11 protein-coding genes are annotated in these 12,394 nt (G+C 73.0%); 3 read left to right on the top strand and 8 right to left on the bottom strand.

Annotated features, from left to right (window positions below):
- Positions 1-184: 184 nt before the first annotated feature.
- Together BJP25_RS18000 and BJP25_RS17995 are read left to right on the top strand one after the other, a co-directional pair.
- Entirely contained in the window at positions 185-1,147 is a 963-nt protein-coding gene (locus BJP25_RS18000) for an ATP-binding cassette domain-containing protein (RefSeq protein ID WP_075976105.1), read from the top strand.
- Positions 1,140-1,940, top strand: coding sequence for an ABC transporter permease (locus BJP25_RS17995; RefSeq protein ID WP_084794133.1), 801 nt, complete (start codon positions 1,140-1,142; stop codon positions 1,938-1,940). The genes BJP25_RS18000 and BJP25_RS17995 overlap by 8 nt, the downstream gene beginning before the upstream one ends.
- Positions 1,941-1,998: 58 nt before the next feature.
- Here BJP25_RS17995 and BJP25_RS33500 read toward each other — a convergent pair whose 3' ends face one another.
- The 3 genes from BJP25_RS33500 to BJP25_RS17980 all read right to left on the bottom strand — a co-directional run bounded on the left by BJP25_RS33500 (position 1,999) and on the right by BJP25_RS17980 (position 5,816).
- Positions 1,999-3,534, bottom strand: a complete 1,536-nt coding sequence (locus BJP25_RS33500; protein ID WP_075976104.1) for a hypothetical protein — start codon at positions 3,532-3,534, stop codon at positions 1,999-2,001.
- 117 nt (positions 3,535-3,651) lie between these two features.
- Positions 3,652-4,470 carry a TauD/TfdA family dioxygenase gene (locus BJP25_RS17985; RefSeq protein ID WP_075976103.1) on the bottom strand — a complete coding sequence of 273 codons (819 nt, stop codon included), beginning with the start codon at positions 4,468-4,470 and terminating at the stop codon, positions 3,652-3,654.
- Complete coding sequence (locus BJP25_RS17980) at positions 4,470-5,816, bottom strand: hypothetical protein (RefSeq protein WP_084794132.1); 1,347 nt, start codon at positions 5,814-5,816, stop codon at positions 4,470-4,472. Before BJP25_RS17980 ends, BJP25_RS17985 begins: the two co-directional genes overlap by 1 nt.
- Before the next feature lie 206 nt (positions 5,817-6,022).
- On the opposite strand from BJP25_RS17980, the gene BJP25_RS17975 reads away from it, so the two are divergent.
- The gene (locus BJP25_RS17975; RefSeq protein ID WP_075976102.1) at positions 6,023-6,757 is read left to right on the top strand and encodes a dienelactone hydrolase family protein; all 735 of its coding nucleotides are present in this window, start codon (positions 6,023-6,025) and stop codon (positions 6,755-6,757) included.
- A gap of 305 nt (positions 6,758-7,062) precedes the next feature.
- On the opposite strand, the gene BJP25_RS17970 is transcribed toward BJP25_RS17975, so the two are convergent.
- From BJP25_RS17970 to BJP25_RS17950, 5 genes are all read right to left on the bottom strand, one after another.
- Positions 7,063-7,863, bottom strand: a complete 801-nt coding sequence (locus BJP25_RS17970; protein ID WP_408607156.1) for a carbohydrate ABC transporter permease — start codon at positions 7,861-7,863, stop codon at positions 7,063-7,065.
- Entirely contained in the window at positions 7,860-8,750 is an 891-nt protein-coding gene (locus BJP25_RS17965; RefSeq protein ID WP_075976101.1) for a carbohydrate ABC transporter permease, read from the bottom strand. The genes BJP25_RS17970 and BJP25_RS17965 overlap by 4 nt, the downstream gene beginning before the upstream one ends.
- Entirely contained in the window at positions 8,747-9,973 is a 1,227-nt protein-coding gene (locus BJP25_RS17960; protein WP_075976100.1) for an ABC transporter substrate-binding protein, read from the bottom strand. The genes BJP25_RS17965 and BJP25_RS17960 overlap by 4 nt, the downstream gene beginning before the upstream one ends.
- Positions 9,974-10,101: 128 nt before the next feature.
- Positions 10,102-11,430, bottom strand: coding sequence for an amino acid permease (locus BJP25_RS17955; RefSeq protein WP_084794151.1), 1,329 nt, complete (start codon positions 11,428-11,430; stop codon positions 10,102-10,104).
- 392 nt (positions 11,431-11,822) lie between these two features.
- Complete coding sequence (locus BJP25_RS17950; protein ID WP_075976098.1) at positions 11,823-12,305, bottom strand: tellurite resistance TerB family protein; 483 nt, start codon at positions 12,303-12,305, stop codon at positions 11,823-11,825.
- Positions 12,306-12,394 lie beyond the last annotated feature (89 nt).

Raw genomic sequence — 12,394 nt, 5'->3', positions numbered from 1 at the left:
CAGTCGATCCGGCGTGCGGGGGCCCGCTCGGCGCGGTGCTCCCCGGTCAGGGCGGTCGCAACGGATAGTGAGCACCGCTCGGCGCCCACTACCCAGTTACCCAGTCCTGCCCCGCGCGCCTTCTGCGCCCCGTTCCCCGCCCCGTACAACGGGAACCACTGCACCCACGGCGCGAGGAGCTGACATGGTGGAGCGGTGGGCGGTCGAGGCGGCCGCCCTGACGAAGTCCTACGGGGACGTCCGCGTCCTCGACGGCGTCGACCTCCGCGTCGCCGCGGGCACCCTGGTCGCGCTGCTGGGCAGCAACGGCGCGGGCAAGACCACCACGGTGCGCATCCTGACCACGCTGGTCGCCGCCGACGGCGGCAGCGCCAGGGTCGGCGGGTACGACGTGGTGTCCCAGCGGCACGAGGTCCGCCGCACGATCAGCCTCACCGGGCAGTACGCCGCGGTCGACGAGCCGCTGACCGGCGTGGAGAACCTGGTGATGGTGGGCCGCCTGTGCGGGCTTTCCCGCCGCGCCGCGCACAACCGCGCCGACGAGCTGCTGGAGCGCTTCGACCTCACCGCCGCGGCGGACCGGCGGGTCGGCACCTACTCCGGCGGCATGCGCAGGCGCCTGGACATCGCCGCGGGCCTGGTCGGCAGGCCGTCGGTGATCTTCCTCGACGAGCCCACCACCGGCCTCGACCCGCGCAGCAGGCAGTCGCTGTGGGAGGTCGTCGCCGAGCTGGTGCGCTCGGGGGTGAGCGCGCTGCTGACCACGCAGTACCTGGAGGAGGCCAACCAGCTCGCCGACCGGGTCGCCGTGCTCGACGGCGGCCGGGTGGTGGCCGAGGGCACCGCCGCCGAGCTCAAGCACCAGGTCGCCGGGGAGCGGCTGGACCTGGTCGCGACCAGCCGGGAGCGGTTCGACCTGCTGGTGACCCGGCTGGGCGCGCGCGCCCTGCACGCCGACCCGCACGAGCTGGTGCTCGGCGTGCCCACCGACGGCAGCGCCGCGCACGTGCGCTCGCTGCTCGACGAGCTCGACCCGGACGGCCGCTCGGTCGCCCGCTTCAGCGTCCACACCGCGACCCTGGACGACGTGTTCCTGGCCCTGACCGGGACCGCGGTCCGCGCCACCGAGGAGCCCGCCCATGCCTGAGCTGACCCTGCCCCGCGCCGCGGCCCCGCCGCGCGCGGCCGCCGTGCTGCGCCGCGACGCCGCGGTGATGGTCGCCCGCAGCGTGCGGCTGTCGCTGCGCACGGTCGACGCGCTGCTGACCTCGCTGCTGCTGCCCGTGGTGCTGATGCTGGTGACGGTGTTCCTCTTCGGCGGCGCGATCGACGTCGGCGTGCCGTACGTGACCTACGTCGTGCCCGGGGTGCTCGTGCTGTGCGCGGGCCTGGGGTCGGCGCTGACGGCGGTGAGCGTCTGCAACGACATGACCGGCGGCATCATCGACCGGTTCCGCTCGATGGACGTGGGCGCCACGGCGATCCTGGCCGGGCACGTGGCCGCCAGCGCCGCGCGCAACGCCATCTCGATGGTGCTGGTGGTGGGGGTGGCCTTCGCCATCGGCTTCCGCACCGACGCCGGTCTGCTCCGGTGGCTCGGCGCCGCGGGCATCCTGCTGCTGTTCGTGGTGGCGGTGTCCTGGGTGGCCGCGGCGCTGGGCATGGTGGTGCGCTCCCCGGAGGCCGCCAGCGGGTTCACCTTCTGGGTGATGTTCCTGCCCTACCCCAGCAGCGCGTTCGTCCCGATCGAGACGATGCCGGGCTGGGTGCACGGGTTCGCCTCGTGGCAGCCGGTGACCCCGGTGGTGGAGAGCCTGCGCGGGTTCCTCGGCGGGGTGCCGCTGGAGGGCAACCCGTGGATGGCGATCACCTGGAGCACCGGCCTGCTGCTGCTGGCCGTCGGCGCGTCGGTGCTGCTGTTCCGCCGCCGCACGCGCTGACCGGGTCGGGCGGGCGCGGCCGCCGGGGGCATCCGGCGGCCGCCCTGTCCACCTCGGACTAGTCGACGGTGATGGGCCGCTCCCGCGTGCCGTCCTCCTCGTCCTCGTCGATGTCCCCCTCGTCCCCCTCGTCCTCGTCCCCCTCGTCCTCATCGATGTCGTCCTCGTCGACGTCTTCCTCGATGTCGACGTCCTCGTCGCCCTCGTCCTGCCCCATGTCCTCGTCCCCGCCGTCCCCGGGATCCTCGTCGTCCTCGTCGGAATCCGAGGTGTCGCTGTCGGAGACGTCGTGGTCGGAGTAGTCGCTGTCGGACTGGCTCGCGGTGTCGGTGGCGAAGAGCTCGGTGTGCACGGCGTTGGGCAGGTTCGGCACGTGCAGGCGCAGCGGCGCGTCCTCGGCGAGGTTCGTGACGTGCTGGTCCCCGGCCACGGCCCGGATGCCCTCGATCTCCGCGGCCAGCGTGTTCTCGTTGTAGCCCAGGGCGAGCCCGATGTGCATGACGCCCTCGGTGGTGCGCCCGTCCCAGAAGCCACCCCGGCGGGTGTTGAAGGTGACGTCGTAGCCGTTCATCCGCGCCAGCGTGTGGCTCAGCCAGCAGACCGTGCACGGCCGCTTGCCGCCCGCGACGTAGGCGGGCCCGGTGTACCCCGACAGCACCAGCGCGTGCAGCAGGTTCTGCTCGGCGTGCGTGCACGGGCCCGCCGCCTTCTCCCGCGCGTCCACGGCGATGATCCGGTTGCGGTTGGCGTCGTCGTCGATCATGCCCGCCACCACCTCGGCGGGGCCGCCCGCCACGATGGCGACCTGGTCGACCAGGACCTCCCGCAGCACGTCCAGGATGGCGGCCACGGCCTCGCGCTGGCCGGGGAACACAGCCAGGTCCACCTCCAGCCGCCCCAGCCGCTCGGCGCCCCGGGCGCCGCTGGGCCCGAGCGGGCCGCCGTCGTCCTCGTCGGTCAGCGCGGCGCCGAGGTCGGCGAGCTTGCGCCCCTTGCGCGCGGCCCAGTTCGCCTGCACGTACTCCTCGGTGTGCGCGCGCTCGGCGTCGAGCAGGTCGCCCAGGTTCTGCGCGACGAGCGCCTCCACCGAGCTGGTCTCGTTCGCGCTGACCAGGATGCGGCCGTTGACGAGCATCGCCTCGACCTCCTGCGAGCCCGCAGCGGCCCGCAGCAGCACCTGGGAGAGCTGGTTGAGCAGTTGCAGCGCCCGGTCCGCCGCCTTGTACCGGGGCCCGGAGGCGGTGCCCGTGGCCTCCCAGCGCCCCTTCTGCAGCACACCCCCGGCGTAGTGCATGTCCTGCGGCTGCACCCCGTGCGCGATCGCCCGCTGCGTCCCGGCGATGGACAGCGCGCGCGGGTCGTCCACGAAGTGCACGCCCCCGGGCGTCGCGTTGACCTCGGTGACGACCCTGGAGTACACCGCCGCGATCTGGTCGCCCTCCGGCCCGTCCTGGCGCTGCCGCTTGACCTGGCGGGCCAGCCGCAGCGCCTGCTGGGCGATGATCAGCTGCACCCGGTCGCTGGTGCCCTCCGGGACCAGCTCGTCGCCCTCTTCCCGCTTGCGCTTCTTGCTGGGGGCGATGGGGTCGGTCATGGGGGGCTCCTCGTGGGGCGCGGGGGTGTCCACGAGGAGACTGGACCGGTGGGCGGGTGCCGGGGGAGGGCGGGGCGGGCAGGAGAACGGGCAGCGGCCGGGTGCCCGATGGGGCTGTCAGGGGGTGCGGACCACCGGGCCGCTCGCGGGGGCGTAGGTGGTGGTCAGCTTGCGCAGCCAGCGGTCGGCGCCGCGGTAGCGGGGGGTGAAGGGGGCCCGGCCGTGCACGGCGCGCCGGTTGTCGATGAGCAGCACGTCGCCGGGGGTGAGGGCGATCGGGGTCAGGGCCCTGGCCAGCTGGTCGTGCAGCTCGGCCAGCGCCGCCGCGGGCCTGCCCGGGTCCGCCTCGGTGAACGCCGGGTCGGTGCGCAGGCGCGGGCCGTCCTCCAGCACCGGCCGGGTGCGGGCGGTGAGGCCGGGGTCGGCGCGCAGGTGCTCGGGGTCGGGGCGGATGTGGAAGTGCGGGCCCGCCAGCGCCGCCACGTCCAACCCGGCCGGGTCGAGCGAGCCCACCGTGGCGACGGTGGTGGGCACCCGGTCGGGGTTGCGCAGGCAGAGCAGGGCGAGCACGTCGCAGCGGTCGTCGCTGAAGCTGTCTTCCACGTGGAAGGTCAGCTCGTCGCGGCTGCCGTGGCCGGTCTGCTGGTCCTCTTGGCCCCGGATGGGCAGGACGTCCTGCACCAGCCTGCCGTCCTGCAGGGTCGCCCAGCAGGTCGGCGTGCCCAACCCGGCCGTCACCGCCCGCAGGTGGGCGTCGTGCTCGGGCAGCGCGGGCGCGGCGCGCCAGTGCTCGGGGGTGGGGACGTCCGGCTCACCGACGGGGCCCGAGCGCGCGACGACGGCGGCGACGCCCCGGCGGGTGCGCAGCTCGACCAGGGCGTCGTCGAGGTCGTGCCGGGTGGTGACCTCCGCGATGCCGGGAGCCAGCAGGCGCATCAGGCACGCCCCTCGGCCATCGCGGTGAGGTGGTCGACCCAGGGGCCGTCCGGGAACCGCGACGCCACGAGCGCGCGGTTGGCGGTCTCGCCCCCGGGCATCCGGCGCGACAGCTCGGCGCCCGCCGGGCGGGGGTCCGCGGGGTCGACGTCGACCCGGGCGTACCCCGGGCCGAAGTGGTCGTCGAAGGCGTCGTAGGGGGTCACCGCGCACGGCAGGTCCGCCAGCGCCGCCAGCGCGGGACCCAGGCCCACGGTCTCCACGTCGGTGACGCCGGGGGTGAACAGCACGGCCCCGCGCGAGGCCCGCGCCAGCCGCAGCAGGTCGACCTCGTCCAACCGCCACGCCCCGGTGTGGTCGCGGTGGCTGGTGATGGGCACGCCGTCGAGGAAGTGGACCGAGCCCGCCGCGCCCGAGCGCGCCACTGCCGCCCGCACCACCTCGGCGTACCCCGGGTCCTCGTCGAGGCTGCCGAAGACGAGCAGCACCGGCTCCGGGTGCCCCGCCCTGGCGTGCTCGTCGCGCAGCCCCGCGAACACCTCGACGGCGATGTCCACGCCCTTGACCGCGAAGACCCGCACCGGCACCAGCACCACCGGCCTGCCCGCGATGTCGCGTTGGCGCAGGAACTCGTGGTGCCGCTGCGCTAGGCCGTCCTCCGGCACCAGCGGCAGGACGTTGGTGAGCAGCACCGGCTCCAGCTCGGTCGGGTACCCCCGCGCCTCCTTGAGCAGCGCCTCCGACACCACCGCCCACCGGTCGGACGGGCTGCTGCCGGGCACGGGCGTGTGCGCGTTCGGCTCGGCCGGGTAGTAGCGCTCGCCGTCCTCGACGATGCCGCAGCTGCCGAACAGGTCGTGGTCCCAGTGCAGGACACCACCGGCGCGCCCGTCACCCCACCGGCGGTCGGCCGCGCGGTGCAGACCCGTCGTCACCGCCACCGAGTCCGACAGCGTCAGGTTGATGGCCACGACCCAGTCGACGTCCTCCCGGGTGAACCACTCGAAGAAGTAGTCCGCGTAGGCCTGCGCCGCCCGCTCCACCGCGGCCGCCACGTCCGCGTCCACCGCCCCGGCGGCCACCGCTTTCCGAGCCGCGACGACCTGCTCGGCCCAGTCCGGCTCCGCCACCGGCACCGCGTCGGACACCCGCAGCCACCCCGGGTACTCCGCGCCCGGCAGGCCGCGCGGGAAGAACCGCCCCTTGTCCGGCCGCCACGAGTACCCCAGGTCCGCCGTCACCGGCAGCTCCAACCCGACCCGCGCGGCCCGGTCCACCACGTTCCGGAAGATCGTCAGCAACCCGCTCACGGGGAGCCCGTCCCCGCTGACCAGAGCCCAGCGCACCAGCGCACCTCCCCGTCCTCGCCCGTCCTCGGGCACGGCGCCCGGGGACGTACCCGCCCCGCCCGCCGGGAAAACGACGGCGGTCGAGGGATCACCGCGTTCGCCCCGGGCGTAGTGGCGCTGGGCTGCCGGGCCGGGGGAGCGGGGGCATGATGGCGTCGAAAGGGGCCCCTGCCGGGGCCCGGAGCGCGGCTTGGGATGGCCTGATGCGACGCGATGTGCGGATTCCGACCCCCGATGGAACGGCGGCGGGGACGCTGCACCTGCCCGAGGGGGACGGGCCCTGGCCCGGGGTGGTGTTCTTCCCGGACGCGGGCGGCCCCCGCGACGCCATGTGGGACATGGCGGACCGGTTGGCGGGCACCGGTTATGCCGTGCTCGTCCCCGATGTCTACTACCGGGCGGGGGACTGGGCCCCGTTCTCGATGGAGACCGCCTTCAGCGACCCGGACGAGCGCGCCCGCCTCGGCGGCCTGATGAGCGGCCTCACCAACGACCGCATCGAGGCCGACGCGGCCGCCTACACCGACTTCCTGCTGGCCCAGGACGAGGTCCGCGGCGACGGCGTGGGCACCACCGGCTACTGCATGGGCGGCCGCATGTCCCTCATCGCCGCCACCGCCCTGGGCACCAAGGTCGCCGCCGCCGCCTCCTTCCACGGCGGCAACCTCGCCGTCGAGGACGACCCGAACAGCCCCCACCTGGCCGCCGACCGCATCTCCGCCACCGTCTACGTCGCGGGCGCCACCGACGACCGCTCCTTCACCGAGGACCAGGCCAAGCTGCTCGACACCACCCTCACCACCGCGGGCGTTCCCCACACCGTCGAGTTCTACCCCGCCGCCCACGGCTTCGCCGTCCCCGACAACCCCACCCACGACTCCCAGGCCGAAGAGCGCCACTGGACAGCCCTCGCCACCCTCTACCGCGACAAGCTCTAACCCCCCAACCCCAAGCCTCAAGCCGCTCAGCTTTCCCACAACGCACCCCCCCACGCAGCAGGCGCCCCGGCTACGCAGATGCTCGATGCGGTGGTTGGGCTTGGTCGGGGGAGGCGATCATGTGCTACCCAAACGGGACGGGCGGGCGTCTTTTCAGCCCGCCTTTTCCCGCCCGACAGCACATGATCGCCGTAGGGGCCCCGACCAAGCGCAACCACCGCATCGAGCCGCCCTCCAAATCCCGAACCCCCCCGAAGCCGCAGGCGAGGCACCCGCCCACCGAAGCCGAAGGCGAGGCGCTCCCCTCACCCCGTCAACCCCGTCTCCGTCACCCCCCGCACCAACTGCCGCTGCAACACCACGAACACCAGCACCAGCGGCAGGATCGAGATGGCCGCCGCCGCGAACAGCAGCTGCACCTTGGGGTTCTGCGCCGTCAGCAGGCTCGACAGCGCCACCTGCACCGTCCACGAGTCCGCGTCCTGCGCGATGACCAGCGGCCACAGCAGCTGGTTCCAGCTGGCGAAGAAGTCGATGACCGCGATGGCGGCCAGGAACCCGGTCGAGTTGGGCACCACGATCCGCCGGAACACCCCCCACCGGGACAGCCCGTCGAGCCGCCCCGCCTCCTCCAGCGCCCGCGGGAAGTCCAGGAAGTACTGGCGGAACAGGAACACGTTGAGCGCGCTGAACATCCCCGGGATGATCAGCCCGCGCAGGTCGGAGACCCACCCGAGGGTGGACACGACGACGAAGCTGGGCACGAAGGTCACCGCCGTGGGCACCATCAGCGTGGCCAGGACGGCGCCGAGGACCTTCGAGGCGTGCCGGTAGCGGACGCGGGCCAGGCCGTACCCGGCGAGCGAGCACAGCAGCACCTGCCCGAGGGTCTGCGGCACGGCGACGAGCGCGGAGTTGAGCAGGCTGCGGGCGAACGGGATCTCGTCGTCGGTGAACAGCTCGGTGACGGTGGACCAGCCGCGGCCGAGGCCGTCGCGCAGCAGGACCCAGAAGGGCAGGGCGAACAGCACCAGCGACACCGCGAGCACGGCCCAGCTCGCCGCGGCGGTCGCGGGGTGGCGCCGGTGGCCGACGGGGGTGCTCACGCGGGCCTCCGGAGGACGCGGCCGGACAGGAGGGTGACCAGGGCGATGACCAGCGCCAGCAGCACCGCGCCCGCGCTGCCCCGGCCGAGGTCCTGGCCGCCGGAGCCCAGCGAGGTGTAGTACAGGTACACCAGCGGTGGTCGGGCGAAGGGCGGGTAGCCGCGCGAGTCGCCCAGGATGTTGTAGAACTCGTCGAAGGCCTGGTAGGCGTTGATGAGGTTGAGCGCGACGACGGCGACGACCGTGGCGCGCAGGCCGGGCAGGGTCACGTGCCGGAAGGTCTGCCAGCCGGGCCGGGCGCCGTCCACCCAGGCCGCCTCGTAGAGGTGCTGGGGGATGCGCTGGAGGGCGGCGAGGAACAGGATCATGTAGAAGCCGACCTGCAACCACAGCCGCGCCGAGACCAGCACCGCCCAGTACAGCGGCGGGTCCACGGTGCCGACCCACGCCTGCGGCTCGACGCCGAACCAGCCGAGCACGGTGTTGGCGACCCCGGTGTCCACCCCGGAGAACAGCGACATCTTCCACACCAGCGACGCCACCACGTAGGAGCAGGCGAACGGCAGGAAGAACACCGAGCGGACGAAGGCCCTGGCGACGCGCACCTGGTTCACCAGCAGGGCCAGCAGCAGCGACAGCACCACCGTGAGCGGCACGATGAACAGCGAGAACACCGAGAACGTGCCGATGCTGCTCACGAACGCCCGGTCGGTGAGCATGTCGGTGTAGTTCCGCACCCCGACGAAGTCCGTGGGGGTGACGGTGTTGCGCGCGTCGAAGAAGCTGAGGTACGCGCTCCACCCGATCGGCACGAGCGTGAACAGCACCAGCCCCACCGCGAAGGGGCCGACGAACAGCCAAAAGGTGAGCGCGTCCCGCCTGGTCACTTCCCGATCCTGCTGATCTCCGCGCGGGCGACCTCGACGGCGGCCTTGAGCTCAGTGGTGGCGTCGGCGCCCTGGCGGACGATGCGCGAGACCGCGTCCGACAGCGCGGTGTTCGCCCGCGCCGACCAGCGCGCCGGGCTGGCGATCCGACCGCTGTCGGCGACGAACCCGGCGACCTGGGTGGCCAGGCCGTCGGTGGCGCCGGTGAGGCTCTTGCGGGCGGGCAGGTGCGCGCCGAACTTCGTGGCGAACTCGGCCTGGTGGTCGGTCTTGTCCACCCACAGCCACTTGACGAAGGCCTTGGCGGCGTCGACGTCGGCGCTGCGCGCGTTCACCATGGAGCTGTAGGCGCCGACCGGCACCGACACCGCCCCCTGGTCGTCGAACTTCGGGAACGGCACCACGCCCACGTCGTCGCCGTGCTTGGCGGTGATCTTGGGCAGGTTCCACAGGCCCGTCCACTGCATCGCGACCCGGCCGTCGACGAACGCGCCCGGGTCGGACCAGTCGGTCGGGGAGCCGAGCAGCAGCGCGTCGCCCAGGCCTCGGTAGGCGGTGAACGCGGCGGCGGCGCGCGGGTCGTCGAAGCCGGGCGCGGACCCGTCCGGGGACAGCAGGTCCAGCCCGGCCGACCACAGCAGCGGCGGGGTCAGCACGGCCACGCCCGCGTCGTTGCCCGCGAACAGCCCGCGCACCCCGCCGCCGGTGAGCCGCTTGGCCGCGTCGACCAGCTCGGGCAGCGTGGTGGGCGGGGTGACGCCCGCGGCCCGCAGCAGGCTCGGCCGGTAGAACAGCACCTGGGTGTCGATGGCCTGCGGGATGCCGTAGAGCTGCCCGTCGACGGTCTGGGAGTCGAGCAGGGCCTTGACGAAGTCGTCTCGGGTGCCGCCGAGCAGGTCGTCCAGCGGCACGACCTGCTTCTGCCGCACCCAGTCGACCTTGACCTGCGCCTCGAACACGTCCGGCACGGCGCTGTTCTGGAGCGCGGTGACGACCTTGGAGTCGTAGTCGCCCGGGTTCCACTGCACGTTGACCTTCGCCGCGGTGTACTCCGCGGCGTAGCGGTCGACCGCGTCGTGCACCCCGTCCTCGCCGTAGGCGTGGTACCACTGCTCCAGCGTCCCGGACCCGGAGCCGCCGCGGCCGGTGTTCGACCCGCACGCCGCGGTCAACCCGAGCAACCCCGCCGCCACCAGGAACGACCGCCTGTTCGCCTGCACCATCCCCCACACCCCTCATGACCAGCGCGTTCACGCCAACGGCACAAATGTGGAGGATTGTCCCACCGCGCCGAGCACCTGTCGAGCAGTCCCGGCACGTGGTACGCGACCGTCCGCTGTGGACGGCCGGGTCACTCCCCGGCGAGAGCGGCGACCCGGCGCCGGACGGCGAACCAGCCCGCGACCAGCAGGGCGGCGATGAGCGGCACGCAGAGCAGGGTGACGCGGCCCGCGGGTTCGTCGAACCACATCAGCACCACCACCGCGGCGAGGAACACCAGCGTGACCACCTGGGTGTAGGGCGACCAGGGCAGGCGGTAGGACGGGCGGCGGAGCTTGCCCTCCCGGGTGCGGCGGACGAACACCAGGTGGCACACGACGATGAGCGCCCACGTGCTGACGATGGCCACCGCGGAGAAGTTGAGCACGATCTCGAAGGCGGAACTGGGCACGACGGCGTTGAGCCCCACGCCCAGCACGCACACCGCGCCGGTGAGCATGATGCCGCCGAAGGGCACCTGGTTGCGGTTCATCACCCCGACGAACCGCGGCGCGGACCCCGAGGCCGACATCGAGCGCAGGATGCGACCGGTCGCGTACAGGCCCGAGTTCAGGCTCGACAGCGCGGCGGTGAGCACGACCAGGTTCATCACGTCGCCCGCGGCGGGCACGCCGATGCTCGACAGCACGGTGACGAACGGGCTCTCCCCGGACTTGTAGGCGCTCCACGGCAGCAGCATGGACAGCAGCACCACCGAGCCCACGTAGAACACCGCGATCCGCCACATGATCGAGTTGATCGCGCGCGGCATCACCTCGGCGGGCTTCTCGGTCTCCCCGGCGGCCACGCCCACCATCTCCACCGCGGCGTAGGCGAACACCACGCCCTGCACGACCAGCACCAGCGGGACGATCCCGTTCGGCAGCAGCCCGCCGGAGCCCAGGATGAGCTGGGGCCCCGGGCTGTGGCCGTCGATCGGGTGCTGGAGCACCAGCAGCACGATCCCGATCACCATGAACGCGACCAGGGTGGCGACCTTGACGATGGCGAACCAGAACTCCATCTCCCCGAACAGCCTCACCGAGATGAGGTTGAGGGAGAGCACCACCGCCAGCGCGCCCAGCGCCAGCACCCACTGCGGGACGGGGGTCAGGAAGCTCCAGAAGTGCGCGTAGAGCGCGATGGCCGTGATGTCCGCGATGCCGGTCGTGGCCCAGTTCAGGAAGTACATCCAGCCCGCGACGAACGCCCCCTTCTCGCCCAGGAACTCGCGGGCGTAGGACACGAACGCCCCGGAGGACGGCCGGTGCAGCACCAGTTCCCCGAGGGCGCGCACCACGAAGAAGGCGAACAGCCCGCACACCCCGTAGACGATGGCCAGCGCGGGGCCCGCCTGGTTCAGCCTGCCCCCGGCACCGAGGAACAACCCCGTGCCGATGGCACCGCCGATCGCGATCATGCTGATGTGCCGGGACTTCAACGCCTTGTTGTACCCGTCGTCGCCCGCGTCGGTGTGCGGGACCGGGGTGTCGGACCCGACGGGCACCGTGCCGTGTTCAGTCACGTCTGCGCTCTCTCCGGTGGCGGCCAGTGGAAGGTGGACAGGATGGCACGCCCGGGTGGTGAATGGCCGACGCACTGGTGAACCGACTGGTCGTTCGGGCAACGAAGATCGTCAGAGGGGAAAACCGTTGGGGTGCGCAGAAGGTGCGCTTAGGGTTGCCTTGAGGTTGTTGCCGCGCTTGGCGTCTCGCCGCGCGTGGCGGGCGGCGCAGGTGGCAGCGCCCACCCGGGACGTGTCCGGGTGGGCGCGGCGGTACTGCGGGCGCTGGGCGCCGGGAGCGGCCCGCGTCAGAGGGTGTCGACGTGGAAGAGGGCGGCGCGCAGGTCGTAGACGGCCTTCTCCATGCGGATCAGCGCGTGCAGGGCCAGGGTCGTGTCGTCGGCGACGCCCATCCGGCGGGCGGCCTCGACGACCTTGCCGCGCTCGGCGTCGGCGTAGCCGCCGTCTGCCGAGCACATCTGGATGGCGTGGTAGACCAGGTGCGGGGCGGCCTGCCAGGACGCCACGTCGGTGGAGATGCCCGCCAGGATCTCGCCCAGGTCCGCCGACTGGTGGTCGAAGTCGCGGTAGGCCGCGATGACCTCCTCGGTGGCGCCGAAGCGGCGCTGGTGGTCGACGAGCCAGTCGAACTCCGCGTCGCTGACCTCGCCGTCGGCGCCCGCGATGACGAGCAGCGCCTTGCCGTAGTTCACCATCGCCTCGGCGCTGGCGCTGCTCAAGCCGTAGGCCTGCTTGCCGAAGTCGCTGATCTCCAGCGTGCTCTCGGTCATGGTCCCCCTGCCTCGGGATCGGGTGTGCGCAGCAGATGCTGCCGTGGCGGGTGGACGCGGCGCACCGGGTGTCACCCGAGTGCGCGAAC

The organism is Actinokineospora bangkokensis, assembly GCF_001940455.1.
In the GTDB taxonomy this organism is placed as follows: Bacteria; Actinomycetota; Actinomycetes; order Mycobacteriales; family Pseudonocardiaceae; genus Actinokineospora; species Actinokineospora bangkokensis.
The sequence above is the reverse complement of the archived record's forward strand: the minus strand, read 5'-3'. Positions and strand labels throughout refer to the sequence as shown.